The 25,193-nt window shown below is 34.7% G+C and carries 29 protein-coding genes; 15 read left to right on the top strand and 14 right to left on the bottom strand.

What is annotated here, in order from left to right; translation table 11 throughout:
• Nucleotides 1–27: 27 nt before the first annotated feature.
• Complete coding sequence (locus DDD_RS03105) at nt 28–3,180, bottom strand: VPS10 domain-containing protein (RefSeq protein WP_015361282.1); 3,153 nt, start codon at nt 3,178–3,180, stop codon at nt 28–30.
• A gap of 134 nt (nt 3,181–3,314) precedes the next feature.
• On the opposite strand from DDD_RS03105, the gene DDD_RS03100 reads away from it, so the two are divergent.
• Nucleotides 3,315–4,112, top strand: coding sequence for a hypothetical protein (locus DDD_RS03100; RefSeq protein ID WP_146250758.1), 798 nt, complete (start codon nt 3,315–3,317; stop codon nt 4,110–4,112).
• A 10-nt stretch (nt 4,113–4,122) separates the two neighbouring features.
• Here the strand turns inward: DDD_RS03100 and DDD_RS03095 are convergent, their stop codons facing one another.
• From DDD_RS03095 to DDD_RS03050, 10 genes are all read right to left on the bottom strand, one after another.
• Complete coding sequence (locus DDD_RS03095; RefSeq protein WP_015361280.1) at nt 4,123–4,758, bottom strand: DUF4291 domain-containing protein; 636 nt, start codon at nt 4,756–4,758, stop codon at nt 4,123–4,125.
• A 67-nt stretch (nt 4,759–4,825) separates the two neighbouring features.
• Nucleotides 4,826–5,341 carry an O-acetyl-ADP-ribose deacetylase gene (locus tag DDD_RS03090; RefSeq protein ID WP_015361279.1) on the bottom strand — a complete coding sequence of 172 codons (516 nt, stop codon included), beginning with the start codon at nt 5,339–5,341 and terminating at the stop codon, nt 4,826–4,828.
• Nucleotides 5,338–5,886: a 2OG-Fe(II) oxygenase gene (locus DDD_RS03085; protein WP_015361278.1), complete on the bottom strand. Its 549-nt coding sequence runs from the start codon at nt 5,884–5,886 to the stop codon at nt 5,338–5,340. The genes DDD_RS03090 and DDD_RS03085 overlap by 4 nt, the downstream gene beginning before the upstream one ends.
• Before the next feature lie 12 nt (nt 5,887–5,898).
• Entirely contained in the window at nt 5,899–6,627 is a 729-nt protein-coding gene (locus DDD_RS03080; RefSeq protein WP_015361277.1) for a metallophosphoesterase, read from the bottom strand.
• Nucleotides 6,624–7,163 (bottom strand): RNA 2'-phosphotransferase, encoded by a 540-nt coding sequence (locus tag DDD_RS03075; protein ID WP_015361276.1) that lies wholly within the window; start codon nt 7,161–7,163, stop codon nt 6,624–6,626. Before DDD_RS03075 ends, DDD_RS03080 begins: the two co-directional genes overlap by 4 nt.
• Complete coding sequence (locus DDD_RS03070; RefSeq protein WP_015361275.1) at nt 7,150–7,566, bottom strand: hypothetical protein; 417 nt, start codon at nt 7,564–7,566, stop codon at nt 7,150–7,152. The genes DDD_RS03075 and DDD_RS03070 overlap by 14 nt, the downstream gene beginning before the upstream one ends.
• Complete coding sequence (locus DDD_RS03065; RefSeq protein ID WP_015361274.1) at nt 7,526–8,050, bottom strand: hypothetical protein; 525 nt, start codon at nt 8,048–8,050, stop codon at nt 7,526–7,528. The genes DDD_RS03070 and DDD_RS03065 overlap by 41 nt, the downstream gene beginning before the upstream one ends.
• Nucleotides 8,051–8,098: 48 nt before the next feature.
• On the bottom strand, nt 8,099–8,860 hold the full coding sequence (locus DDD_RS03060) for a phosphoribosyltransferase family protein (protein WP_015361273.1): 762 nt from the start codon (nt 8,858–8,860) through the stop codon (nt 8,099–8,101).
• A gap of 10 nt (nt 8,861–8,870) precedes the next feature.
• On the bottom strand, nt 8,871–10,325 hold the full coding sequence (locus DDD_RS03055) for a nicotinate phosphoribosyltransferase (protein WP_015361272.1): 1,455 nt from the start codon (nt 10,323–10,325) through the stop codon (nt 8,871–8,873).
• Between the two features lie 128 nt (nt 10,326–10,453).
• On the bottom strand, nt 10,454–11,137 hold the full coding sequence (locus DDD_RS03050; protein WP_041566883.1) for an NUDIX hydrolase: 684 nt from the start codon (nt 11,135–11,137) through the stop codon (nt 10,454–10,456).
• A gap of 210 nt (nt 11,138–11,347) precedes the next feature.
• Here DDD_RS03050 and DDD_RS03045 point away from each other — a divergent pair, with 210 nt between their 5' ends.
• Entirely contained in the window at nt 11,348–11,896 is a 549-nt protein-coding gene (locus DDD_RS03045) for a carboxymuconolactone decarboxylase family protein (RefSeq protein WP_015361270.1), read from the top strand.
• 144 nt (nt 11,897–12,040) lie between these two features.
• Here the strand turns inward: DDD_RS03045 and DDD_RS03040 are convergent, their stop codons facing one another.
• Nucleotides 12,041–12,670, bottom strand: coding sequence for a hypothetical protein (locus tag DDD_RS03040; protein WP_041566882.1), 630 nt, complete (start codon nt 12,668–12,670; stop codon nt 12,041–12,043).
• A 129-nt stretch (nt 12,671–12,799) separates the two neighbouring features.
• On the opposite strand from DDD_RS03040, the gene DDD_RS03035 reads away from it, so the two are divergent.
• Nucleotides 12,800–13,279, top strand: coding sequence for a hypothetical protein (locus DDD_RS03035; RefSeq protein ID WP_015361268.1), 480 nt, complete (start codon nt 12,800–12,802; stop codon nt 13,277–13,279).
• Here DDD_RS03035 and DDD_RS03030 read toward each other — a convergent pair.
• The gene (locus DDD_RS03030; RefSeq protein WP_015361267.1) at nt 13,276–14,106 is read right to left on the bottom strand and encodes a helix-turn-helix domain-containing protein; all 831 of its coding nucleotides are present in this window, start codon (nt 14,104–14,106) and stop codon (nt 13,276–13,278) included. The genes DDD_RS03035 and DDD_RS03030 overlap by 4 nt on opposite strands.
• 34 nt (nt 14,107–14,140) lie before the next feature.
• Nucleotides 14,141–14,443 carry a rhodanese-like domain-containing protein gene (locus DDD_RS03025; protein WP_015361266.1) on the bottom strand — a complete coding sequence of 101 codons (303 nt, stop codon included), beginning with the start codon at nt 14,441–14,443 and terminating at the stop codon, nt 14,141–14,143.
• A gap of 259 nt (nt 14,444–14,702) precedes the next feature.
• Between DDD_RS03025 and DDD_RS03015 the strand changes: the two genes are divergently transcribed.
• The 12 genes from DDD_RS03015 (at nt 14,703) to DDD_RS02960 (ending at nt 25,188) form a co-directional block, all read left to right on the top strand.
• Nucleotides 14,703–15,086 carry a hypothetical protein gene (locus DDD_RS03015; protein ID WP_015361265.1) on the top strand — a complete coding sequence of 128 codons (384 nt, stop codon included), beginning with the start codon at nt 14,703–14,705 and terminating at the stop codon, nt 15,084–15,086.
• A 4-nt stretch (nt 15,087–15,090) separates the two neighbouring features.
• Nucleotides 15,091–15,429 carry a hypothetical protein gene (locus tag DDD_RS03010; protein WP_015361263.1) on the top strand — a complete coding sequence of 113 codons (339 nt, stop codon included), beginning with the start codon at nt 15,091–15,093 and terminating at the stop codon, nt 15,427–15,429.
• A 30-nt stretch (nt 15,430–15,459) separates the two neighbouring features.
• A complete protein-coding gene (locus DDD_RS03005; RefSeq protein ID WP_015361262.1) occupies nt 15,460–15,888 on the top strand; it encodes a hypothetical protein in 429 nt (142 codons plus the stop codon).
• A 91-nt stretch (nt 15,889–15,979) separates the two neighbouring features.
• Entirely contained in the window at nt 15,980–17,389 is a 1,410-nt protein-coding gene (locus DDD_RS03000) for a hypothetical protein (RefSeq protein WP_015361261.1), read from the top strand.
• A gap of 10 nt (nt 17,390–17,399) precedes the next feature.
• The gene (locus tag DDD_RS02995) at nt 17,400–17,753 is read left to right on the top strand and encodes a hypothetical protein (RefSeq protein ID WP_015361260.1); all 354 of its coding nucleotides are present in this window, start codon (nt 17,400–17,402) and stop codon (nt 17,751–17,753) included.
• A gap of 121 nt (nt 17,754–17,874) precedes the next feature.
• Nucleotides 17,875–18,495 carry a C1 family peptidase gene (locus DDD_RS02990; protein ID WP_015361259.1) on the top strand — a complete coding sequence of 207 codons (621 nt, stop codon included), beginning with the start codon at nt 17,875–17,877 and terminating at the stop codon, nt 18,493–18,495.
• Nucleotides 18,447–19,658: a C1 family peptidase gene (locus tag DDD_RS02985; RefSeq protein WP_015361257.1), complete on the top strand. Its 1,212-nt coding sequence runs from the start codon at nt 18,447–18,449 to the stop codon at nt 19,656–19,658. Before DDD_RS02990 ends, DDD_RS02985 begins: the two co-directional genes overlap by 49 nt.
• Nucleotides 19,659–19,725: 67 nt before the next feature.
• A complete protein-coding gene (locus tag DDD_RS02980) occupies nt 19,726–21,525 on the top strand; it encodes a hypothetical protein (protein ID WP_015361256.1) in 1,800 nt (599 codons plus the stop codon).
• 97 nt (nt 21,526–21,622) lie between these two features.
• Entirely contained in the window at nt 21,623–22,513 is an 891-nt protein-coding gene (locus DDD_RS02975) for a hypothetical protein (protein WP_015361255.1), read from the top strand.
• Between the two features lie 12 nt (nt 22,514–22,525).
• Nucleotides 22,526–23,209, top strand: coding sequence for a hypothetical protein (locus tag DDD_RS02970; RefSeq protein WP_015361254.1), 684 nt, complete (start codon nt 22,526–22,528; stop codon nt 23,207–23,209).
• Nucleotides 23,210–23,222: 13 nt separating this feature from the next.
• A complete protein-coding gene (locus DDD_RS02965) occupies nt 23,223–24,134 on the top strand; it encodes a hypothetical protein (RefSeq protein ID WP_015361253.1) in 912 nt (303 codons plus the stop codon).
• 79 nt (nt 24,135–24,213) lie between these two features.
• A complete protein-coding gene (locus DDD_RS02960; RefSeq protein ID WP_015361252.1) occupies nt 24,214–25,188 on the top strand; it encodes a hypothetical protein in 975 nt (324 codons plus the stop codon).
• The last annotated feature ends 5 nt before the right edge of the window (nt 25,189–25,193 follow it).

The raw sequence follows: 25,193 nt of genomic DNA, 5'->3' as shown, positions 1-25,193 counted from the left end.
ATTATAAATTAAATTTTAATACCACAATCAATCTTCTTCCTTCTCAATCACTAAATATTCCAACTGCAGCTTATTAAATTGCTCATTGAACTTTTTAATATCTGAATCTAATACCTGATTAAAAATAGCTAGTTGCTTTTCAATCTCAGCAGTAAGTTCATTTTTAACTTGAATACTTTGTTGAGTAGGAGCAAAGTCGCCTATTTGTGCGAGACTGTTTAAATGTGCCAGTTTATTTGTTAATCGAATAGGGAAATTCAGAGGATCTTGACCGCTTCTGTTTTTAGTTTGATACAACGCTTTTTCTACCTCGCTAAATTTCTCTTTCATCTCCTTAGACATCTTGATCATGTCTTTAATGCCTTCTTCTTCACGATCGCCATAAAGAGATTCAAAAGCGCTTAGCTTTTTATTAAATGCACGTATGTTTTTAATGGATTTGTGCGCTTTATCTACTGTTGCGTTCACTTCTTTAACAAAGTCAAATTGTGCTTGCATGTCTGCAACACTCGCCTCAGCATTAGGAGCTGGAATTATTGTTATAGATTGTGATTGTGTCTCACCATTTACAGTCAGTTCTACTTTGTAATTACCAGGAGTCGCTTTTGATCCGGACAGGTTTGCCCACCAAAGGATCATTCCAGGTAGTCGTTCAGCTCCATCATATTGCGTGTCCCAATTGAATAAATTAGCTCCTTTTTTTGCCTTTAATTTATTCTTCTTGTCGTAGGTAGAATAGGTTTTTATCAGTTGATTTTTAGAATCGTAAAAACTCAAAGAAACACTGTCTTTCTTTGTTACTTGTGGCAAATAATAATGTACTTGCACACCAGAAGGATGGTTTGCTCCAGCGATTAGTGAACCAGCTCTTCCACTTCCGCCCATGCGGTAAGCTGTTTTAGGTTTGAAGAGTTGGTTGTTGTTTTGCTTTCGCTTCTCGACACGGCTCGAAGTAGACTCCAGCGAACTACTAAAAGCATCCCTTACAAGTCCTAAATCATCATGAATCCATAAACTTCTTCCTTGGGTTGCTATTACTAGATTATTGTCTTTCACTGCAAGGTCTGTAATAGGTACGATAGGTAAATTCATCTGGAAGGATTTCCATGTTTTTCCATCGTTTGTAGAGATATACAATCCAGTTTCAGTTCCTGCATATAACATTCCTTGTACTTGACCGTCTTCACGTATCACACGACTAAAATGCTCAGCAGGAATTCCATCGGTTATCTTTTTCCAGCTTTTACCGTAGTCGGTAGTTTTATATAAATAAGGAGCAAAATCACCTAATTTATAACGAGTTGCCGCGAGATAGCAAGTTGCAGCGTCATAACGGCTAGGCTCGATGCTATTAATTTGCGCCCATTCTGGCAAACCTTTAGGAGTAATATTGCTCCAGTTTTTACCACCATCTTTAGATAAGTGTACAAGACCATCGTCACTTCCTACCCAAAGCTCGCCAGCTTTTAAAGGTGATTCTGCTGCAGCAAAAATGGTACAGTAATATTCTACACTGGTATTATCTTGAGTAATCGGTCCACCGCTAGAAACTAATTTTGTTGGGTCGTTTCTAGTCAAATCTGGCGAAATGGTTTCCCAACTCTGACCTTCATTTGTAGTCAAATGCACATTGTTTGAAAAGGCATATAATTTATTAGGTTCGTGCTTAGAAAAGAGGATAGGAAAATTCCATTGAAAACGGTATTTCATTCCTTCGGCACCATGTCCCATTGGGTTGTCTGGCCATACGTTGATTGCACGTTGAGACTTTGTTTTATGATTGTAACGCGTTAAATAACCACCATAACTACCACCATAAACGATGTCGTTATCTTTAGGATCTACGGCAATGTGTGCGCTCTCTCCACCAGCAGTTCCTTCCCAATCATTTTCTGTAATACTGCGACCAGTTGTTCTATGTGGGATTCTTATCGTCCCATTATCTTGTTGTGCAACATAGATCCTATAAGGAAAAGAATCGTCAGTAGTCACACGATAATATTGCGCCGTAGGCTGATTGTGATACGTACTCCAGGTCTCGCCACCGTCATAAGTGACCTGCGCGCCACCATCATCTCCCATAATCATGCGGTTAGGATCTTCTGGTGCGATCCATAAATCATGATGATCGCCATGTGGTGCTCTTGCACTGGAGAACGTTCTTCCACCATCGGTACTTTTATGGTAGGAAACATTTACTACATAAAGCTTATCAATGTCTTCAGTATCTGCATAAATACGTGTGTAATACCAGGCTCTTTGTCTTAAGCTTCTAGAATCATTGGTTTTTTTCCAAGTAAGTCCAGCGTCGTCACTTCTATAAACTCCACCTTGATCTTTGTTTTCTACAATGGCATATAATCGGTCAGAGCTTAGTGGCGATACGGTAATTCCCATGATACCTAGAGTTCCTTTGGCAAAACCTTCATTAGTAGAAATCTCTTTCCATGTTTCACCATAATCGGTACTTTTCCAGATGGCGCTACCATCGCCACCACTTGATAAACTATAAGGAGTCCTTTGTACACGCCATGTGGTAGCATATAAATTACGAGGATTACTTGGGTCAATGATTAAATCTACTGCACCAGCAAGATCGTTTGAATATAATTTTTTAGTCCATGTTTTACCACCATCGGTAGATTTGTATACGCCACGATCTGTGGTAGGTTTGTAAATATCTCCTAAAACCGCTGCATAAACGATGTTATGATCATTAGGGTCAATCGCTATTCTAGGTACGTGTCTACTTTTGGGCAGTCCAGCTTGCGTCCATGATTTTCCTGCATTTTCTGTTTTCCAGATGCCGTAACCGCTCGATACATTACCACGTAGTGTTTTCTCGCCACCACCTACATAAATCACATTGTGATCGCTAGGCGCAACACTTACCGCACCTATGGAACCTCCAAAATATCCATCAGAAATATTGCTCCATGTGCGTCCACCATCCAAAGTTTTCCAAACGCCACCACCAGTACTACCGAAGTAGAATAGATTCGGTTTTCCAGGAACTCCTGTCACCGCTGCGCTTCGTCCACCACGGAAAGGTCCTAGTAGCCTGAATTCTTGTGATTCATAGAACTTTTGTTCTTCTGGTGGCTCTGGTAATTGCTGTGATTCTGCTTTCGCGAAAGCGAGAACAGCAAAAACGATAAGTAGATAATAGAGTTTATTCATGGTGAGATAATTTGTCATAAAGATAAAGGATGAAATCCTATTTAAGAAAAAGAATGAATATTGATTGCGCATTTTAAATTGCTGAAAAACGAAAGGCATGGTCCTTGATGAATGCAAATGACCAATCTCATGCTATGAAAAAGCTTTTACTTTTAATATTATTTGTTCCCTTTATAGGTTTTTCTCAAGGTAAATTAAGTGGGGCTAAGGAAAATTTATCTTCTAGTTCTTCTTCTTCCAGCAGCTCTAGTTCCAGCAGTTCTAGCACAAGCGATGACGATGATGATTTTGTAGGTGGTTTATTTGCAGAGATTTTTATAGAGCTTTTTCTGTTTGTTGGTTATGAAGGTTTATTTGGTAGTTTAGAAACTCGACATTTTTCTCCATATCCTTATTATTATGATAATGTGAATGGTGAGTATGATTTTGGAGCGATAGAAGGTGATAAAAGAAGTCTTTTAAAAGCTAATGCTAATTATTTTACAGCCAATTCTATTCAAGGCTTTGAGACTAAAATTAACTATCGATTTATCCCAGTTCTAGGAGCGGAATTATTGCATACTAGTTTGTTTGAGAGTAATATCTCAGGTACTACAGATCATTTTAATATGACTTCATTAATGCTCAATTATTACCGAATCAGAGAACGATCTGTCACTGGATATTGGGGAGTAGGAGCGACTTATGTAGGCGATGATGTGGATACGGCTGGTTTTTCTTATCAAGTAGGACTAGATGTGTATGCTTTTAGACCTATAAGTTTACACAGTTCTTATAAGCAGTCATTCATTAACGATAGCAGTATAGATCAACTCCAGTTACAGTTGAAATACCACCGAAAGAAAGTGGGATATTTTGCAGGTTATAACAACTACTCTTTAGGAGGAATAAGCGTTGATGGTTTTGTTCTGGGAGCTGAGGTTAGGTTTTGAGATGGTCATTTTAGATTAACCTCAAACGTTTAGAAACCTCTATATCTTTTGGTAGATAGGGCTTTTCTTCAGGTAACGTTAATCGGTGAAGTTCATGCGCTTTTACAAATAGATATTGCTCATTTACATATGCAGAAATATCTTCTATCTCTAGAATGTCGTCTTTTGAATAGGCAATAATCTCTTTATTACGTATTCCTAGCTGGATCGCCCGACGTTCTAATTTGCCTCCATAAGGATCGTGATCAGGATCCCATTGCAATCTGATGTTGGAGCTTTTCACTTCTTCTTGCCATTGCTCTCTGCTTTTATAAAGATCTTCTTGGTAATTTGAATAAACTGCTTTTGATAAATTGCGTTCAAAAGCCTCCCGTTTCAAATGTATGGCAAGCACCACTTCTTGGCCTTCTTTTGTTCCCCAACCATTGCGATACATCATCCAGAGAAAATTAGGTTTGATCCACGTCATTCTAGTAAGCTTAAAAGCATCGCCAAAATACTGATGTTTCACAGCAAAATCCCCTATTTCTGGTCTGTAGGATTGATATACAATGACTTTCTCTTCGTCGTATTGCGCCATGATGTGATGACCATCCTGAGGCCATTGTTTCAATTGTTCTTTATAGGATCTTGTTTTGAGTTTCATCTTATTTACGTTTTTAAGCTGGTTTTAATTACGCTTTCGCGAAAGCGGAAATAAACCGATCTCCTACTCATAATGTTTTTATTAGTTGATTATAAATTTCAAAGTCAACCGATTCATAACAAACAAACGTTACTTCTCTAATGATTTTTTGATCTTTAAATTTAAGTATGGTTTGTATTGCTGTGCTTGCAGCAAGTTCTTTTGGAAATTTATAAATCCCAGTACTGATACATGGAAATGCGATACTGTTTGAATGCTGATTGATAGCAAGTTTCATGGCATTTTCATAACACTGACTTAATAGTTGTACCTTTTCACAACCGCCATCATTCCATACAGGTCCTACAGTATGAATAACATATTGAGCAGGTAGTTTTCCAGCTGTAGTAATCACTGCTTGTCCTACCGCACATTTACCTTGTGCAGCTTTTATTTTTTTACAGGCTTCTAGAATAGCTGTTCCACCCTTGCGATGTATGGCACCATCAACTCCAGAGCCGCCTAATAAAGAAGAGTTTGCAGCGTTTACGATCGCTTCTGTACTTACGGTGGTGATGTCTCCTTGTATTATTTTAATGTTCATGATTGACAATTATACATAATATCACTTCTTAGAACATATTTGACTCCATCAGTGATAGGTTTACTTTCATGTTTTTGTTCATGAACAAATAGAAGTGCCATTCCTTTTTTAGGTTGTATCATAAGTTCTTCAAAAGTGGTTTCACCGCCGGAAAAATCATCATTTAAATAAACCATGAATGTTACTCGGCTTTCTTGTGTATGATCTTTTTTTACACGTCCATCTATATGTCTTTTAAAACGCTGTCCGGTTTCATATCTGTAAAAACGAAAACGTTCATTTAAATATAAAGGTGGCATTGCATCTACCATAAAATACGAATGACCTAGAAACTTATCTTCTAAATTTCTAGCTAATTTTTGATCCTCATAAATAAGGCGGTAATTATCTCTTACATTTTTCATCATTTTAGATCCAGAGCTAAGTCCTACATCTGCTTCAGAAAATCCTTTTTGCTCACTAAATATTATGAGGTCGTCGCACTCTTTAGAAGTTAAAAGGTTAGGAACGGTCCATATCTTTTCCGTTTTTTGATGTATTTCCATATTTTACTACTTTTAATTCCGTCCCTTTTCATTAGCATACAATTTATACAATCGGTCGCTCTGCCAAAACTCTTTAGTCTCTATATCCATTATAGTTAATTTGCCTTTAAAAGCAGCTCCTGTATCCACATTGAAGACATTATAAGCTTTCATAGGTTCTAATTGATTGTAATTTGTTGTAGGTGTATGTCCTATAAAAATCTCTTTATAATGAGAGAAACGTTGCGGTGATTGTTCTCTTAAAACTTCTTTAGGGATTTTATCAGCGAGTAAGGCAGCTTCCCATAATGTGCGATCCCAATAAAAATTTGAAGCATATTCTTCTCCTGTAACGCCATGCATGGAAGAGAATCCAGCATGTAGAAAAAGCTTGTTTTCTTCATTTATATGATAATCTTGTAATTGATTGAAAAACTGTTTGTGTTTTGGATCTGTCAGTAAACCAGTTTTTATATAACTTTCTATCGTTTCTCTACCGCCATGTTCTAACCATATAGGATTCATCGTACCCTTATTTAACCATTGACCACACCACACATCGTGATTTCCTCTTATGAAAATACATTTGATAATTTTTGAAAGCTCAATTAATTTGTCAATACTCTGAGCTGCCTCGCTCCACCCATCGACATAATCTCCTAAAAAGATAAGTTGGTCTTCAGGAGTTACTTCTGCTCGATCTAATATTTGTAAAAGAGCTTTATAACCGCCGTGGATATCTCCTATAACAAGTGTTCTCATCTTTTAAACTCTATATAATTAGTGGGAACTACATCTGTTAACCAAACTTGATTTTCAGATTTATAAAATTGATATCCAGCCTTATACATGGCGGTTGCCTGTACGGTTAAAATAATCGGTTTCCCTCGTCTTGCACCTACTTTAATTGCTGTTTCAAGAGATTCACTTAAATGGACGTGGTGCCTATTCATTTTGAGCAGTCCTTTTTCTTTGATACCATCCACAAATTTAGCTACAGTTCCATGATATAATAATTCTGGTGGTTCTAAAGGTCTATATTTTAAATCTACCGTAATAGAATGTCCTTGATTTGCTCTAATTTTAGTTTGATCTTCATTAAAAGCAAATCGTTGTTTGTCATTAGTTTCTACTACATTTTTTAAAGTATCAAAACTTATTTCCTTATCATGTTCTTTTAGTTGTGTTAGTAAAGTATCAACTGCTATCCAGCCTTGATTATCCAGTGTGATTCCTATTTTACTTGGGTCGTGTCTCAGTACCAGACTTAGAAAACGACTAATATTATTTTTGTTCATGTTGTTTAATTAAATGTTTCAGTCCTTCTTGTTCTGGATACTGAAACTTAGATCCAAAGTACATTTTTGTGACTTTGATCTCTCCCTTAATATGTGCATTAAATAAATCCATTTCACTTGATGGAACCCATAATTCATTGTGAATCTTTCCACCCACATTTTCTACATTGTATCTTTTTAGAAATTCTTCGTCAACTTCAAAAGAAGTTACAAATCCTGAATATCCAGAACTTTTATCGTCAAGATTCCATTTAGTTGCGATTTCAATAGCATATGCTTCGTTCATCACAGGATAGAATATGGGTTGCCATTCTAACCTTGGAGGAAAAGCTGTAAATCCTGTATCATATATCAATTGTAACTCAATTAATCCAACAGGTCTGTATAATGTTGTTGTTTTCATTTGATTTTTTTCCCGCTTTCGCGAAAGCGTAATTATATTTATTTTCAAAAACACTATCAAAATCTACTTGAGAAATCCATTTGTTATAAGCCTCAGAATTATTTACGATATTTAATAGCTCTTTATAATGACTTTTGATTAAATCGTAATCAAATTCAAAATTATAGAATGATGCTATTTGATTGTGTTTATTATATAACGGTGTTTTGTTATCTAAATAATATTCTAAAGGTTTCCAGCTTGTAATTAATTCAGCAACTGATTGATTTCCGATGCAAATTGATGGCATATCATATCCTTGATGTACAACGGTTACTGTCATACCTTCTGGCGATATGAAGGATATTTTACCACGCCTTATACAATGCTTTTTAAAACTTAGTTGGGGTAAAAGTAAATTAGCTTTTTCACAAAGTTCATTGTATAAAGGATGGTTAGGGAAACCAGTTGTACTTGATTTAATTTCAAATTCTTTAAACTCCATAACTCTTAATTTCTACTTTTTTTGCAAAAGCATTGTAAATAAAATAGCTTATTCAACCACCGTAAACTGCGTCACAAACGCATCTTCAATATCTTTGTAACTATTAGTACAATATATTTTATCAATCACTTCTTTTAATTCTTCAAAGCCATAGTTAAATTGGCCATGAGTCACATAGAGATAAACCGCTGTTGCTCCTTGATTTTTTAATTCTTGAGCGAGGTTTTTAAAAGTCCTGCCGCCATCTGCAAGGTCATCAATAATCAGGCATTTCTTTCCTTTTACATCTCCTTGAATACTGATTTGTGGCGCGCCATTAACACGTACTTTATTGCTTGGCACCAAATCTGCATGTAACAATTCTGCGATTTGGTGAGTGGTTTTATAAGCTCCTGCATCTGGACTGACTAAAACAGGATGACCTATTTCCTTAAAAGCTCGTTCTACATATTCAAAATGATCTAGAGCTGTCGAGTTATCAATCATCGCCAAAGAAATCGCACTATGTGGATGCAGTATTTCAACTTTATCAAACTTTAAACTATTAATAAAACGTGCTACCACTTTAAGATCAAAAGATTCTTTCTCATTAAAACGTCTATCTGATCTCTGTGCCATTAAACAATATATCGTTAAAATAGAAGTCACTGTTTTATCCAGATTATGAGCAGCATCCCAAGCCTCTTTTATAGAGGCGATGGTAAATAAATCTTCATAACTGTTGCCACGTATTTTGATATGTAAATCAGTTTGCTTAGTAATTTTTGAAGCTATTTGCCCGTCTTTAAACTTTTTGATCTCGTAACTCATCGCTCGTTTTTTATAAAATGTTATTAATGCGTTCTCTTATTTGTTGTAGTGTTACGCTTTCGCGAAAGCGGCCATCTTCATAAATAATTTTTAACGCTCCTTCTTTTTCTTCTTCTTCACTCACTTCATCTGCTAAGATATACTCCTTATTTTCTTTGATCACTTTAACCAGCCCTTTAGCCGATTTCTTTACGCCATCATCTGTAATAGGGTCTTTAAATATCTCTCTGCGCTCACCGTTTACCACGACAGAAGTTGCTTTCATTGCAAAACCAAAGGTATCTCTCGTTTTAAACTGATAGGTAAAAGAACCGATTCCTAAAACCACATTTGTAGAAGCAAAACCTTTATCATACAGTCGCTGGCAAATATTTTCAGCACGTTCTGTGGTGATACTATCTCCATAAATAGCGCCTATGTGAGGATCAAGTACTTTGAAACCCTGATTATTTGTATTTCCTCCAAAAGTTTCCCATAATAACTCTACAACGCCTTTTTCTTGAGGAGATGATCTGCCGATTTTAGAATTTGTGCCACAAATGATATCTGTTGGGTCGCCACTGTCAGGACGTATGACCAGTTTACCATCGCGACTCATAATTTCTTCTTTTAAAATAGGTAAATAAGAAGTCATCACTTTCCATAAATCCCAAGTATCGCTTACAACAGATAAAATTCCTGTAGGGTAGGTGTTTATCAAGTTTCTAAAAGTCCCTATTTCATCATCCTTAGTTCCAGCGCACATCACAGAATGCTCGGTTGCATTTACAGATCCTATTACAAAACCCTGCGCATTATAGTATTTGCGCATTCCGCTAATGACAGGAAGTGTATCAGAGCCTAAAAATACGGCAGCATGACCCATTCCTGAGGAAAGCGCACTTTGTAAACCACCCATTCCTCGCATAGAAAAATCATGTCCTTGAAAATCTATAAATGAGAGGTTTTCCAGATCGGTTTTTAACGCCCATTTTTTAAAAATACGTTTGTAAAGCAACGCAATAGAAGCAGAGGTCATGGGTTGCCATAACATCGAGCTTAAAATGGTTTCTAGAAAATTAGTAACCCAATAAAACTCTTTATGAGTATTTACCATCGTAAGCATAGGGATACGTATCGCAACTTCTTCGCCTTCTGGAAGCGATTTAACTCGTATAGGTAGATAACCTAAATCATGTAAAGCTCTATAATGAGAAGCATCGTATGCAGTCCCTAAATAAAGGGAAAGTTCTTCTTCTATTTCGTGACATACCTTTTCTTTAGGTAACGAGAAGAAATGAGTTTCAAAATAATCATGCAACCACTGGATTACATATTGCTGACCAAAGGAAACCACTTTTTCACAACCGTCTGGAGCGTATTTATTGCTACGAGAAGTCCAGTTAGAATATACTTCTTCTGTACCATTTGGGTATTGTAGGTGGTGTCCTGTTTTATATCCGTCAGTTAAGAGTAAACCGTTCATATTATTTATTTGTGTAATTATAACGCAAATATAGACGAATAGAATATACAGCCACAAGTTTATTTGTGTTTATTTTACACAAATATTTTTTAACGCTTTCGCGAAAGCGGAACTGATTTAAAAACGCTTTAAATTTCGAAGATAATTCCTTCTTTTTGCAGCTGTTTGTAGCGAGTCTCGTTAAATCTAAAGAGACTTGCAGGGCGACCAGCACCTAACGAAATTTTCTCGTCAAGTTCGTCGAGAATTTTTAAGCTGTTGATTTTCTTACGGAAATTACGTCGGTCTACCGGACGACCAAGAAGAGTGCTGTAGAGTTTTTCTAAATCTGAAAAAGGGAATTTAGTATCTAACAATTCAAATCCTATGGGTTCATAAGTAATCTTACCTTTCAATCGCTCAATTGCCATATCAAGAATATGACTGTGGTCAAAAGATAGTTGAGGAAGATCGTTGATGTCAAACCATTTAGCGGCTTCAGCATCTGTTGAGGCCTCAAGGGTATGACCATCTGGATGGATCAATCCAAAGTAAGCCACAGAAACTACACGACCACGAGGATCACGATTTACTCCACCAAAAGTGTACAGCTGTTCTAAATAATTGATAGCGACGCCTGTTTCTTCTCTTAATTCTCGTTCTACTGCTTCTTCTAATGACTCTTCTTCTAAAACAAAACCTCCAGGTAGCGCCCATTTTCCTTTAAACGGATCGTACTTTCTTTGAATAAGAAGCACCGAGATATTACCAGCTTCATAACCGAATACAACGGCATCTACTGTAAGCTTGATTTGCGGATTAGGAAAAGACATGAACCATTGTGTTTTATATACGCAAATATAACTTTTAGAACTATAATAATGAGGTTTATCAGGATCTCGCTTTCGCGAAAGCAATTAATACTAATTAGGGAACAATCAACCAGCAACTAGGAAATACCTTTCTTTTTTCAACCTACTTGTTGCTGCATCTTTGTCCTATCCTAAGGGGTAAACATTAATACTAATTTAAAATATAATATTATGGCAACATTTAATGTACCGAGTAGAACTGAAGTAAGTGAAACAAATCAGGGAATTTTTGATAATTTAGAAAAGCAAGTAGGTTTCGTACCTAACTTATATGCGACTTATGCACTTTCTGATTATGCGTTAAGTAATTATCTGACTTTTGCAGGTTCAAAAACATCACTTAATAATAAAGAAAAAGAAGTGGTGAATCTAGCAGTAAGTGAGGTAAATGGCTGTTCTTACTGTCTTGCAGCTCATACAGCAATCGCTAAAGGAAATGGTTTTACAGAAGAGCAAATCTTAGAATTAAGAGCTGGTAAAGCTTCTTTCCAAAGCAGTTATGATGCTCTAGCACAACTTGCAAAAAATATTACAGAAAATAGAGGTAAAGCAGATAATGTTATTGTCGACAAATTTCTTGCAGCTGGTTACTCTCAGGAAAACCTTATTGATACAATTGTTTTAGTTGGTGAAAAGACGATTTCAAATTACATCCACAACACAACACAAGTGCCTGTTGATTTTCCAGCAGCACAACCTCTTGAATTGGAATTAGCATAAAGATTCAAGAACTAGATTTTCATAGTTGGTTAGTAGAAACAGGTTTGTTCTTTAAGAATAGGCCTGTTTTTTTTCTGTTTTTAGATAGTTCTCAGTTTTTCAAGTTTAAACTATGAAAATATAGATTCTAGCTGAAATTAATTATTAACGTAAAAATTTGAAAGTAAAATATAGACTCACCTGGTTATCAATAATATTGGAATTATCATAACCACTATTCAAAAAGTCGGTTGCCAGTATCAAGCCCATTTCAAGACTTCCATAATCATATATCGAAGTATGGTATCCCAAGCCTACGATAGCACCTAAGTTGTACCCTAAATCTTTCTCAATATTCACATCTGGAAAAGAGGTGTATTCTTCATTAACCTTTAATCTATTGATAATTCCTATTTCCGTAACAAAAGCTTTATCTCTATCTTGATTATAGCTATAGCGTTTATATCCAACAGGAAGTTCAATAAAAGTGTTTTGAGCATTAATGGATTGACCATTTGCATTTTGAAAGTCAAAAAGAAAATTATTTACTCCTAGTCCAGTATTAATGACACTTTTAGAACCTATTTCAAACTCTTTGAGAAAATAAGCACCATAATTTACAGACACAGATTTTGAATTATTCTCAATTTCATAAGAAGCTATTCCAGTCCTAAAAGATACATTGAACAAACTGCTTTTACTTTTTTCTTGAGCAGAAGTTACTACTGGAAATAAGCCAAGTAACAAAACGGAAAGCGCGATTTGAAGAACTGTTTTTTTCATTATTGTTTTCATTAAATTAGGTTAATCCTATTCTTTACGATTTTCAGCATATCTCGTTAAGATCCAATAAGGAATTCATTTCCAAGAATAAATTCAACATTAAAAGTACTGTTTTATTTATATTTATAACAAAAACCAACCATGAAGAATATTATTTACACCATTTTAATTGCTCTTTTTATTACAGCTTGCGGTTCTCAAAAAGCTGCAGTTTCTAAAACAAAGGACAACGTCATTACAAAGAGTGACGGCAAACATCCGCAGATTTTAGTAAATAAATATGCGTTTCTAGTGGAGAAATATGCTGATGATTCTTCTTATGGTTTTGAACCAGAAAATGCTATTAAAGTAGGTGGAGCTGCTGAAAGTGAAGGTCCAACTAATGAGCGCAGGTTTCTTAATGCGCTGGCAGGTCCTCAAGGAGAAGAGCTGGAATACTACAGGATAGGCAGTTGTTGTCCTCAACCTTCAGAAAATTCTGCTTATGGTCAAGCACTTCTTGATAAATATGCTGTCTACCATGAGGGAAGTACAGACACTTTAGTTCTTTACATCAACATGTACGATTCTGAAAAATTGATGATTCCTAAAGGGTTTAAAGCAAGAGTATTTCCTAATTAAGCTTTTCTGAAAGCTAGAGGTGAGCTTCCTGTTTGTTTTTTAAAAAATTTAGAAAAATGACTCGGTTCGTTATAACCCAATTCGTAGGCAATTTCTTCAGCACTTTTATCAGAATAAAGTAGTAATCGCTTGGCTTCAGCAGCTATACGTTCATTTATAATTTTAAGTGGTGAACTTACGTTGTGTTTTTTGAAGAAATTAGAGAGCGTTTTAGGTGATTTATAGAGTAACTCTGCATAGTCAGCAACTTGATGTTTCTCTTTGTAATGTTGTTCTACCAGAATATTAAATTTTCTAATGAGGTCTACTTGTTTAATGGAAAGATTTGCTTGATTAGTTTCCTGTTTGATAAGTCTTGTCGAGGTGATCAACATTCTTTTTAAAAGGGTGCGCAACATCTCGCCTTGAATATGATCTTTTGTTTCAAACTCTTCTTGAAATAAAACGAGCATGGCATTAAAACTGCGCTGGTGCTTTTCATTTAAATCTATAATAGGTGCGCTGCTAGAGCCGTAGAATAAAAGTCCCATGCAGGATACTTCTGGATCATTGTGCTGGATGCAATAGAATTCTCTATTAAATACGAAGGCAATTAAACCGTAATTATCTTTAGGAATGTCCACAATATTTACCGGAGTGCAAAATAGAACCTGGTTCTTTTTTAAAATGACATCATAGCCATCTACGACTATTTTTTCTTCACCTTCAGTACACCATACGATTTTATACAACCCCTTTTCTTGCAACAGTTGCAAAGATGGACCGCATTGAAAACTAGTTACGGTAAATTTCCCTTCATCTTTTATGTTGTGGTAATCTAATTTCATAAACTAAAAGTAGGAAGAATATATAATAAAAGTATCACGATTTGAGATGTTTTCTCATGGAGCCTATGCCGCCGGCGTTTGCTACTTTAAATCCATTAGCTTTTAACTTTGAGGCGGCAATGTTACTTCTTCCACCCATTGCGCAATACACGATTACAGGTTTGCTTTTATCTAAGGTTTCTATTTTTTGATCAATACCTTGTACGGGAATATTTTTAGAACCTTTAATATGATCGCTATTAAACTCTGATGCAGTGCGTACATCAACTAACTGCGCTCCTTCTTTGAGATACTTGGCGATGGTTTGTTTTTTCTTTTTACTAAATAATCCGAACATAGGTAAAATTATATTTTATGAATTGTACTTATTCAATAGACGTCTAAAGTAGTTGATACTTTCTTGAAATAGGATTCTTATTTAAATTTTTATGTTAATAGATTGTTGTGATTCCGCTTTCGCGAAAGCGAGATCATTATCAATTCTCTTTTGAAAACAGTTATTGAAAGAGATCGAAATTGTAATAAATAGGACAATTGCCTTATTGATAGATAAATAGAAATAAAGGAGTTTTGTTACATCATTTAAAAAACCAATCATGAAAAAGTTTATAGGAATAATCGTTTTAATTCTAATTGTATCCTGCGATATAGATGGTTATGGTCCCCATGTAAAAACTAATGGTGTAGAAGTATTTTACAAGCCAGATACAATGAAAGATCAAGCAAAAGCTTTTTCAGAAATGATGTCAGAAAATGGATATGGCCAGGATGGTGATGTGAGTTTTCAACTGGTTAAAGACAGTATCATAAACATCAATATGGTAACTCAAGAGAAGTATTTTACAGATGAATCTATGGATTATGCGCTTAACGCGGTTTCTGTTTTATCTTCTTTGGAGATTTTCAAGGATGAAAAAGTTCAGTTACATATATGTAATGAGGTTTTTGAAAAACAACGTTCCCTTAAAATTGTAGATTGAAATAATGGGAATAGTAGGTAACATAGCGGTAGTCTTTTGTATTATTTTGGCTGTTTTAGGAATAACTTTTTTTATAAAAACAAAGGAGCCTAGTAATAACAGTTATCATTTCTTTGCGGTTCCTTCCATTATACTAGCTGTTTTTGCATTATGCACGAGCTGGATGTGGTTGTATTATTTCTGCCTTTATGTAAGTTTACCAGCATTATTTTTATCTATGATAAGTGGTTATATGGCTTATAGAATTAACGCAAGCAATAAAATCATCAGAGTTATTATTGGTTTGCAAATCATAGCTGTAATCCTCTCCATTTTAGGAGCTTTATTTTTTAATATTATCTAAATTATGGAATTAAACAAGACAGTCAGAGCGATGACCCTAGACGAACAAAAATCACTAAAAAAATCTACATGGATCATTCTTTTGATCCTGCCAGTTTTTTTTCTCTTTTTATGGGTGGCCTATAGTTTTCCCTCTTTGCCTTTTGTGATGCGTGCGGCTGCCGTAGGAATTCCTGCAATGGCAGTACTCATTTTTACCCAACACCATTTTAAAAAATTGAAGGATCTCTCAACAAGCGAAGTAGAAGAATATCATGGTATAGTGAATAAAAAAGTGGATTTTAAAAGATACAATCGTATAGGTAGTAGGCGAAATAAGTCAGAAACACGCTATATTCTATTGGCAGGTAAAAAGTTTAGATTATCTAGAAAACAGATGGCAAAATGCACAGAAAGCAAAGAAGCTATAGTGGTAGTAGCTCCCATGAGTCAGGTGGTGTTATCAGTATCTACAGCTTAGTAGGACGGATTAAAATCAATCTTTTAAGGCAATTGCCCTATTTCAAATAGTATTGAAATAGGGTAATTTTGTTTGATATAAATGGGATGTTATGAAAAATATTACCAAAATTATAGCGATCACAATAGTGTTACTTAACCTTTCTGTAAACGCTCAGAAACCATTTTGGCAACATGCACCGCTCAATTTTATTCCAGATGCACGTAGACTAGATGCACAGCAGGTGCAAGGTGATGTTTATACCATAGATGACCTATATTTTGACGTTAATGGAAACTACGCAGGTGTAAATATGGACGGTTTAATTCAAAACAAGATATGGACGGTTGATGATATCAACGATCCAGATTTTCCTGGCGCAGTGCGCGAGTATGATGTAAATAACAACCTTGTTAAACTTACTTTTTATGATGCAGGCGTTCTGGACCGTAGTTTTGAATATGTGTATAACAAATCAGGTCTTATCACTACCGCGCTCACTGACGGTGAAGTTACAAGCACCTATAGCTATGATGCACAAAATAGACTGAGTGTTTTTGTAAATTTAAATCCGTTGAATGCACACACAAAGAAATTCACATACAAACAAGATGGAGCGCTTTTAAAAGTCACCCAACTTAGAATTACTAAAGATGGCAGTAAGCAGAAAAAAGAAACCTCAGAATTGCATTTTTTAAACGGTCTGGAAGTGTTTAATAGTAATAAGACCTATCAAAACACTTATGAATTTGACCACCATAATAATTGGATTTCTAAAACAGTTCTCTATCCTGGAGAGAAAGAACCTATTTCAGATTACCGCACAATAACTTACCACAGCGAGCGACCTAAAGCAGAGGAACTTACTATTATAAAAGATTTTATCAATAATGATGTCACGCAACCCATTTTTACACTCAAAGTCAACGGTAAAGAGAGTGACATCTTCACATTAAAACATGTTCCAGCAGTTAACGCGGTATTTGTTTACAATAACCTGACGGGAGATTATTTTTATGCACTAGACGACATGAAATCTTCCTATGCGTTAAAAACGGTTTATCATGTTAAAAGTGCTTATGCTGCCACTCCATATATTGCGATTTATATAGAAAACGATCTCATTGTATTGGACAGAAATATGATTTTAGATAACAGTCAGATAGTAACTGCCATGCTAGGAATAGCACGCGTATTTTATGATAAGGTATCTGGCATGACCTATTTTCACTTGAATGCTTTGTATGATGACGTGCCCATTGTCCCGCTAGCTAAGGTAGATGAGACAAAAAAAGCCTTTTATGTGATTACAAATGAAGATACACTAGTAATTGTAGACAAAGGTGTTTCTATGTTTGACAACCGCGATGTAGTTGTTAAATATCTAGAAAACGGGAATCCAGTAATGGTAATAGAAGGTATGCCCAGCTATGTATTACCGCCGTTTGAAACGATGACTCGCAATAGAATAGGCATTGCAGATGCTTATGTAAGCGGTGATTTATTTGAAAAAGCACCTTAAAATTGAACTTGTGAATACTACTGAATTAGAATTTTTCATAGCGACTTGGGGCACGGCTTTCGTTATTTTAATAGTCGTTTGCCTACTAGCAAAAGTATTAGGTAAAAACCCATTGAGTCGCCACAAATGGTTAGTGATTCCAGCACTAGTGCTTGCTATTTATTGCATCCTTACCAGTTGGATATGGATATATTATATGATTGTGTTTATATGCCTACCCTTTTTCCTAGCCTCTGTGGTGTTAGCATATTTAGGATATCGGGCATACGGTACAACTAGACTGCTCAAAATAACATTATGGTTGCAGGGCGCGGCGTTGTTCATTGCGTTTGTTTGTTTTGTACTATTACTCCTATTTGATTAATAAACTAAAATACCTTTTGCGATTTTTATTGATCATGAAATACACTTTTATTTAAGGCAATTGCCCTATTTCAATTCGTACTGATTTAGGGCAATTTTGTTTTAAATAAAACTCATTTATTATGTATAATAACAGTTTTGATCTCGCTTTCGCGAAAGCGATAACCATTTTAGTCTTTTTCTTAATGTCTTTTCTTAGCTCAGCTCAAGTAGATTACCGTCATTATCAAAGTCCTGTTAAGAATCAAGGAAGTCGTGGTACTTGTACTGCTTTTAGTGTAGCTGCTACTCTCGAGGTCACACCTTATATGCCGTCAGATGTGAGTGAGCAATATCTTTATGCTGCTCTCAAACACAGTCAACCTGGTGTTACTTATCAAGAAGGAGATTTATTTATTAATTACAAAAAACCACTTGCTAGTTATGGAATTGTTGCAGAGTCTGTAATGCCTTATAATGGAGGATCGTTAGATTGGGAAAGTGATACTAACGATTTTACAAGACTTATTAAAGGAGCTCAAGTAGGTAAAGTAGGCTTGTATCAATACAGTAAAAATGCTACTTACGGTATTAAAGACGATAACTTTATTCATATAGATGCTAGAACCATCCATGATGTAGAGCAACTTAAAAAGCTTTTAGATACTGGAGTTCTGAATATTGCGGTTATTTATACAAATATTCATGTACCAGTGTGGTCACAAACTCAGACTACAGCATTACAACCATTTTACCAACTATAAGTGTTGCTATTAATGGAGAACGTAAAAGGTACATTGATATTTTTGAAACTTATGAAGGCGATCTTACTAACGATATTTTTACTGGTAAACTACCTTATTATTTGATAAATGCTAAAACAAAGCTAGAAGATGGTACTACCATAAATAACTATGGCGCTCATGCGGTGAATATAGTAGGTTATAACGACAAGGGTTTTATATTCAAAAATTCTTGGGGAACAGATTTGGGCGATAATGGTTATGGATATATCTCCTTTGCTGCACATAAATTAATGTCTAGAGAAGGATTGTTCTTTGCGAATATAGATGTGCTTTATCCAGAAAAAATTTCTGATCTACGTGAAAATGCTATAATTAATTTGAAGACCAGTTTGTTCTTTGATGAAAATTCGAAACCTAATTTCTATCTAACCTTAGAACAACCTCTCGAATCATTTGCAATCAAACAAGCTGAATTTATTATTTACAATCAGCAAAATAAGGAGATAAGCAGAAAGACCATCACTTTCAAGGATGATACAGAAAAACTGTTAGGTTTTGCACCGTTTGAAAAAAACCTCATGCCTCCTGATTTTTTGCTTCATAAAGACCATCTTAATATTAATGTCAATATTACTGGGGAAAATGGTCTTCTAGTAAAGAGGTATTATCGAGCGATAAAGACTGGTGCAGGAATATATAATTCTAGAGATATTGAAAACCCTCACACTGTAAATTTACCAGACGGAGCTAACACCAGTTTCAAAGAACTATTTGTTTTTGAAGATGGTAACATGGGATTTGAAGTCAGCGCAACAGATTTTCATCGAGCGCTTCAAAATAGCAAAGTAGACTTCACTGCAGATAAAAAATTAGTATACCATAATGTTTTTTACAAAGGCCAGCCTTTTAATTATGCGGCTTATAAATTTAATTATGATCAATCACCTAAATTAGTTGAGGTAGAACTTGTTTTTAATTCAGATAATGATGCCAAGACATATTTTAAGCAACATTATACTCCAGAAAAGTTCAAGAAGTTCAATGCTGTTTTAGAGAGACCACTGCAAACTACTATGTATTTGAATCAAGAAGTTTATCCTAAGCAGGCACAAGTTTGGTACTGGAAAAATAAAATTTTCTTGATCGCTAGACTTCAAAACAGCAAGTGGAGTAAAAGTTAATTTAAGGCAATTGCCCTATTTTATAACTTCTTGATTCCAATTAATTTTGATTTACAATATAGATATAATGAAATTGAATGTAGTCTTAATAATGATTCTCGCTTTTGCGAAAGCGTACACCCTACAGTCACAAGTCTTCATAGATAAAGTGAATGCGCCTCTCAATCCTTATGGGCCGTATTGGAAAGAACTTGCCATAAATGAATTGCAGGGTGATGTATATAGTATGGATTTTAAGGAGTATCCTAGAAATGGGAAAGTACCTTATTTAGAAAGCAATATCACATTAGAACAAGCTATTAAGGATAAAAAAGATTATTTACTTCTTAAGAATGGACTTGTAACAACACAAAAAAGTGCTTTTGCGTCAAGCCCTTCATTTTTTGAATATGATTTAAACAAAAACATAATAAGAGAAGAAAATGATTTTTGGATATATACGTACAAATATGATTCTCGTAATCGTGTTGTTGAAAAAACAAGTAATTCAAAACAGAACAACACTATTGAAAAGTTAAATTATGAATATGCAAATGAAAAAGGGGAACTCATAGTTACCATAACCTACAATATCCAAGGCAAAATTACCAGTGAAAAAAAACACTTTAAGGATGGACTAGAAGTTTTAAGTATATACGCAAATGACAAAAGGGTAACTACCTATGAATTTGATGAAAAGGGAAATTGGATTAAAAAGAAGGTGAAATCAAATAGTATGCCTTATGAGTTATCGCGTTCTATAATATATTATAGTGATATAGATGCGGCTATTAAAAGTAAACAATTGAATTGGGAACGTGTCTATTATATGGAAGGTTCACAGATTATTTTTCCAAAAGCAAGATTTAATAATAGATATGCATCAAAAAAAATAATTGCTACCAGAACGCTAGATAATAGCGGGCTCTTTTACATTCCACAAGATAAAAATTACTACTATGCAAAAGATGCATTTAAGTCTAAAGAAGATTTAGGACTTCAAGGTGTGGCACCTCAAGTTACAGTAGGAAGTGAGGCGATTCTGGAATATCATGAAGGTTCAGTGCGAGCATTTGATAAGGGTAAATTAGTCAGTAAAATGAAACTCTATTATGTAGAAAAAAGTGTCTATATCACAGATAGTCTTAGAACCACTCATTACATAACTCAAAATGTAGATCAAAGCGATCCAAAACATTTTTACACTTCTGTAAAATACACAGACGTTCAATCGTTCTATTCCATTGAAAATGAAAAAAAAGTGTATAAGATTTTTTCAAATGGTGAACAGTTTGATTACAGCAAGATCACAAAATGGGGATTTACCGCAGCTGGTGACAGTGTGATATACGTTGATGATGAGCCGTATCTTGTTTTAAAAGGTTCTGCGTCTAATCCTCTGCGTACATTTTTTCCTGCATATGTTTACAATGGTGAAAAGCTTTACTTAAAAGATCCTACTAAAAAAAGTGCCAATTTATCAAATCAAATAAATACACCACCTACAAGCTTAGGAAATGATGAAGATACTAGCAAACCTTCATTAACGACCACTGCAATTTCACAAAGAGCAAGTGCCTTTTTAAGTGCTTTTCAAGAAAGTAATGGCAAAATAAAAATGAAACAAATTCTTGCTGATATGGAGAAGTCTCTAATCGCTAGTGGAATCTCAGATAGCGCTCGTATAGATGCTTATTCTATTTTATTCAAAGAATTATATGTCGTGAATAAGCCTGCTGCTTTCCAATTAACCATGCTAATGCCTCGTAGCGTTGATGTATTAACATTTTTAAATATGCTTGATAAAGAACAGAGAAACTATGTAAAAACGACTGCAAGAGCAAAGGTTAGTTCTTACTCTGGCTATCATTCAAATAATAAACAATAAATACAATTCATTTAAGGCAATTGCCCTATTCCAAAATCTAGATTTACAAAGTAGTTTTATTAGTACATAACAAGTATACCTTTTAAAATCCCATATCATGATTAGAAATACCTATCTGAGCCTATTACTTATAGCTATCTTGAGTTTCACCTCTTGCGATGAAGTCGTTAGCCAAACAAACAGTGACCTCACAAAAATGAACCTACCTCAAGGAACTACAGAGTTGGTAGAAAAAACTATGATTTATAAATATAAAACAGATGAGATCAAGCCTAGAAGTACATCGACATACACTTTTAATGAAGACGGTAATTATCTTTCTCATATACAAACTTATCCAGATGGTAGGAAAAACTCGCAAGAGTATTCTTATGACGACCAGGGAAGATTAAGTGCGATAAAAGCCTATGCATCTAGAACTAACAACACATCTCTTACAAAGTATAGTTATGAAGGTGAGAATCCACAAACGATCCTTATCACAGTAGAAAATGGACCTAATTACATACCTAAGATTATCCATACGTACGAAGGTGACCGACTTGTTAAAAAAGAAGTTTTTAATAATGAAGGTGTTCTTAGAGAGCTAGAAACCTACAAAAACAATGAAATTATTGCGCAGTCTTATACTAATTCAGGTGAGCCTAGTTACAAGAAAATTATCAAATTAGAAGATGGCAATGAAGTCAAAAAAATCAATTATAACCTAGAAGGAGCAGTGAGCAGCGGTATAGAAAAAGAGTTTGATGATTATGGTAATATGACTCAATCATGGACACTTGACAAAGATATGAATAGAGACAGAAAGAGTTTTGGATACTATTATACTTACAAAGACAACACGTGGGTATTGCGCGTTTCTAAAGAAATACGAGACTACGGCTCTGGAAATGTAGCAAACATTAAAGTACGTGAAATTAAAGGCGATAAAAATGTTTCTATTTCAGATGCTGAAATCAAAAAGGCACTTAAAGCAATCAAGTTATAAAATATATCAGTTATGAAAATATGGATCCTCTTATCATTTTTATGTGGCACTTTTTTCGTTCATGCGCAAAGTAAATCACAAGCACCAGTAAACCCTAAAGCATTAAACTATACCATAGCAGATTTAGGATTAAATGGACCTGTTAAGAAAGCAGGCCATCTAGAGTTTGATGATCAAGGTAGATTATTGAGGGAAACAGGTGATGAGCCTAAAAAGTTTACGTATACTAAATCATCAATTACGGTGGAGAAGTACGGTTCTATTTTTATCTATAAAATTGAAAAGGATAGAATCGTTAGTTACTCGATAAAAGGGAAAAAAGAAATAGGGAACTATACTTATAATAACGCCGGTCAATTGATCAAAGAAAAAACAAATACAGGAACACATATCACGTACACCTATGACGATCAAAATCGACTGATTAAAAGAACAGAATGGTACGGTGATGATCCTTATCCTAGAACTTTTGAATATTACGGTACGCTTGAATCACTTGAAGTAACTATTACGGTAGGTGACGATCGTTCCTCTAGGGTTACAAATCGCTACAAAAATGGTGTTTTTGTAAACAGAAACTTTCAAGGTGCAGATGATTGGCAAAACGTAGTTCTTGATAGTCATGGCAATTGGGTCAGTTATGATAATGTAGCTTATGGAACTAGTAATAGTAGAGAAATAACTTACTACAAATAAAACTGTGATAAAAATGAAAACTCTCAAATACTTTTTAATCCTACTACTTGTTCTACCAACGTATATTGTTGAAGCTCAAAAAATCATTTTAAATGATCCTAATTTAAGTTTGCCGCCGCAAAAACAGACTTGGTCAGACTTTGAAGTCAGTAAACCTGTTAAACAAATTGAACTAGCAGTTTATGAAACTAGCAAAGACTCGATTATCCCGAGTGTGTTTCACGGTTACCTCTTTAATGATGATGGATCTTTGAGCAAATACCTTACTCAAAGTAAGTATTCACAATCTGCAGAGGAATATTTTTATAGCAATGGTAATTTGATAGGTCAGTCTTATGGATCTAAGTATGGTATGACTAAGGATGATTTTAAATTAAATGACGACGATGCCATCATAGGTACTAATAAATACACCATATATCGCAAGGGTAGCGATATCAGTAAGGTGCTTTTTAAATCCAAGAAGGATAAAGAATACATTTACAAACACAATAAAGAGGTAACTACCATAACCGATTATCAAGCAAAAAAGACTTGGGTTTTTCATCAGGATCAAATAATCATGAAAAAAAGCTCGAGTGATTATATTTATGCTTATACAATACCTTATGACGGGACTGAGGCATATTTTAAAACAGATCGTTTTAAAACAAAGTTTGATGATCTGATAGAACTTGCAGCGACAGATATTGCTGCTTACAATAAATTGGTAAAAACAAAACTTACACCTACCCAAATCAAGGCGCCATTATCTCATTCTAAGTCAAATGAATATGGAGACTGGACCTCGGCAATTTATAAACCGCAGCATAGTCCTTCTGTACATAGATATTATTTCCGTAAGATTACTTATCAAGATGGTACCGTGAGTGGCGATATATTGGTAAATGATAAGTACTTAAAAGAAAATGCTAGACAAAATTGATTGAAAATTTACTTCGATTAAGGCAATTGCCCTATTTCTTTTAATTAAGATTTAAGGCAATTTTGTTTTAAATGATAGAATGATGAAAAAAGTTATTATAATAATATTATGTCTCGCTTTCGCGAAAGCGAACTCACAACAAACAGTCTATGAAAAAGATATCAATTTGCACCTGGCTTTACCTTTTTTAAAAGCCTCAGATTATGGTATCCATAAGGAAGTGACAAAAACAGAGACCGTTTATTATAAATCAGACAGTACTGGATATGAGCCAGCAATGCTTAAAGTGTTGCTATTTAATGATAATGGTTTGTTAGATAAAGATTACACGCGCATCATAGGAAAATATGCTAGCGAAACTTTATATGACTATACTTATAAAAACGGTAAACTAGACAGCTTAGTAAAAAAAGCAAGTGCTGTTAATTTTAATATGGATGTGGTTTACAGTCATGACGAGCAAGGAAGAATCAGTAAAGAAACTGCGACAGGAGTTTATACAAATTACACCACAAGTTATGAATATGATAAGGATGGTAGAATAAGCCGTATTCACAATAAAAATAAAACCGGTTTAGAAAAAATGGCCGATTATTTTTATGAGAATGGAGTTTTGACAAGGGTAGAGCAAACTGAATATAATAATAATAAAGAAAAAGACGCTAGTATCAAATACATTTACTATGCAAATGGTCAACCGTTATTTTCTTTTAAAGATGATGCCACAAAAGTGGTGTACCACGAGTTTGAATTAATGACTAAAGGAATAGAATTTGGTAAAGAAAAAGCCTATAGCAAAGTGCCAGAGTTGATGAAAATCTATCATAAAGATCCAGATAATTTCACAAAATATATGCGTGAGACTTATAAAGACTATGAATCTTTAGTTCAAATATCTGAATCTAAGGACGTCAACTTTCCTGACTGGACAAAGCGGTACAAGGTAGATCCGTATAACAGTCGTATGATATTTAGAAAACTATATTATAAAGATGGTTCTAGTGTAGGAAGTACAGATTATGATACTTTATTTGAAATGAGAGTAAGAAGATAAATAGT

The organism is Nonlabens dokdonensis DSW-6, assembly GCF_000332115.1.
GTDB lineage: Bacteria > Bacteroidota > Bacteroidia > Flavobacteriales > Flavobacteriaceae > Nonlabens > Nonlabens dokdonensis.
The sequence above is the reverse complement of the archived record's forward strand: the minus strand, read 5'-3'. Positions and strand labels throughout refer to the sequence as shown.

Bases quoted from the DNA above. Each gene is read 5' to 3' on its own strand.
- DDD_RS03050 (WP_041566883.1), bottom strand. From the start codon at position 11,137: ATGTCTTTTCCTAATCCGCAAATCAAGCTTACAGTAGATGCCGTTGTA.
- DDD_RS03100 (WP_146250758.1), top strand. From the start codon at position 3,315: ATGAAAAAGCTTTTACTTTTAATATTATTTGTTCCCTTTATAGGTTTT.
- DDD_RS03070 (WP_015361275.1), bottom strand. From the start codon at position 7,566: ATGAAAACAACAACATTATACAGACCTGTTGGATTAATTGAGTTACAA.
- DDD_RS03035 (WP_015361268.1), top strand. From the start codon at position 12,800: ATGAAGAATATTATTTACACCATTTTAATTGCTCTTTTTATTACAGCT.
- DDD_RS02970 (WP_015361254.1), top strand. From the start codon at position 22,526: ATGAAAATATGGATCCTCTTATCATTTTTATGTGGCACTTTTTTCGTT.
- DDD_RS03005 (WP_015361262.1), top strand. From the start codon at position 15,460: ATGACCCTAGACGAACAAAAATCACTAAAAAAATCTACATGGATCATT.
- DDD_RS02975 (WP_015361255.1), top strand. From the start codon at position 21,623: ATGATTAGAAATACCTATCTGAGCCTATTACTTATAGCTATCTTGAGT.
- DDD_RS03025 (WP_015361266.1), bottom strand. From the start codon at position 14,443: ATGTTCGGATTATTTAGTAAAAAGAAAAAACAAACCATCGCCAAGTAT.
- DDD_RS03075 (WP_015361276.1), bottom strand. From the start codon at position 7,163: ATGAACAAAAATAATATTAGTCGTTTTCTAAGTCTGGTACTGAGACAC.
- DDD_RS03055 (WP_015361272.1), bottom strand. From the start codon at position 10,325: ATGAACGGTTTACTCTTAACTGACGGATATAAAACAGGACACCACCTA.
- DDD_RS03085 (WP_015361278.1), bottom strand. From the start codon at position 5,886: ATGGAAATACATCAAAAAACGGAAAAGATATGGACCGTTCCTAACCTT.
- DDD_RS03000 (WP_015361261.1), top strand. From the start codon at position 15,980: ATGAAAAATATTACCAAAATTATAGCGATCACAATAGTGTTACTTAAC.
- DDD_RS03040 (WP_041566882.1), bottom strand. From the start codon at position 12,670: ATGAAAACAATAATGAAAAAAACAGTTCTTCAAATCGCGCTTTCCGTT.
- DDD_RS03015 (WP_015361265.1), top strand. From the start codon at position 14,703: ATGAAAAAGTTTATAGGAATAATCGTTTTAATTCTAATTGTATCCTGC.
- DDD_RS03090 (WP_015361279.1), bottom strand. From the start codon at position 5,341: ATGAACATTAAAATAATACAAGGAGACATCACCACCGTAAGTACAGAA.
- DDD_RS03060 (WP_015361273.1), bottom strand. From the start codon at position 8,860: ATGAGTTACGAGATCAAAAAGTTTAAAGACGGGCAAATAGCTTCAAAA.
- DDD_RS03045 (WP_015361270.1), top strand. From the start codon at position 11,348: ATGGCAACATTTAATGTACCGAGTAGAACTGAAGTAAGTGAAACAAAT.
- DDD_RS02980 (WP_015361256.1), top strand. From the start codon at position 19,726: ATGAAATTGAATGTAGTCTTAATAATGATTCTCGCTTTTGCGAAAGCG.
- DDD_RS03105 (WP_015361282.1), bottom strand. From the start codon at position 3,180: ATGAATAAACTCTATTATCTACTTATCGTTTTTGCTGTTCTCGCTTTC.
- DDD_RS03065 (WP_015361274.1), bottom strand. From the start codon at position 8,050: ATGGAGTTTAAAGAATTTGAAATTAAATCAAGTACAACTGGTTTCCCT.
- DDD_RS03010 (WP_015361263.1), top strand. From the start codon at position 15,091: ATGGGAATAGTAGGTAACATAGCGGTAGTCTTTTGTATTATTTTGGCT.
- DDD_RS02965 (WP_015361253.1), top strand. From the start codon at position 23,223: ATGAAAACTCTCAAATACTTTTTAATCCTACTACTTGTTCTACCAACG.
- DDD_RS03080 (WP_015361277.1), bottom strand. From the start codon at position 6,627: ATGAGAACACTTGTTATAGGAGATATCCACGGCGGTTATAAAGCTCTT.
- DDD_RS02990 (WP_015361259.1), top strand. From the start codon at position 17,875: ATGTATAATAACAGTTTTGATCTCGCTTTCGCGAAAGCGATAACCATT.
- DDD_RS02960 (WP_015361252.1), top strand. From the start codon at position 24,214: ATGATGAAAAAAGTTATTATAATAATATTATGTCTCGCTTTCGCGAAA.
- DDD_RS03030 (WP_015361267.1), bottom strand. From the start codon at position 14,106: ATGAAATTAGATTACCACAACATAAAAGATGAAGGGAAATTTACCGTA.
- DDD_RS03095 (WP_015361280.1), bottom strand. From the start codon at position 4,758: ATGAAACTCAAAACAAGATCCTATAAAGAACAATTGAAACAATGGCCT.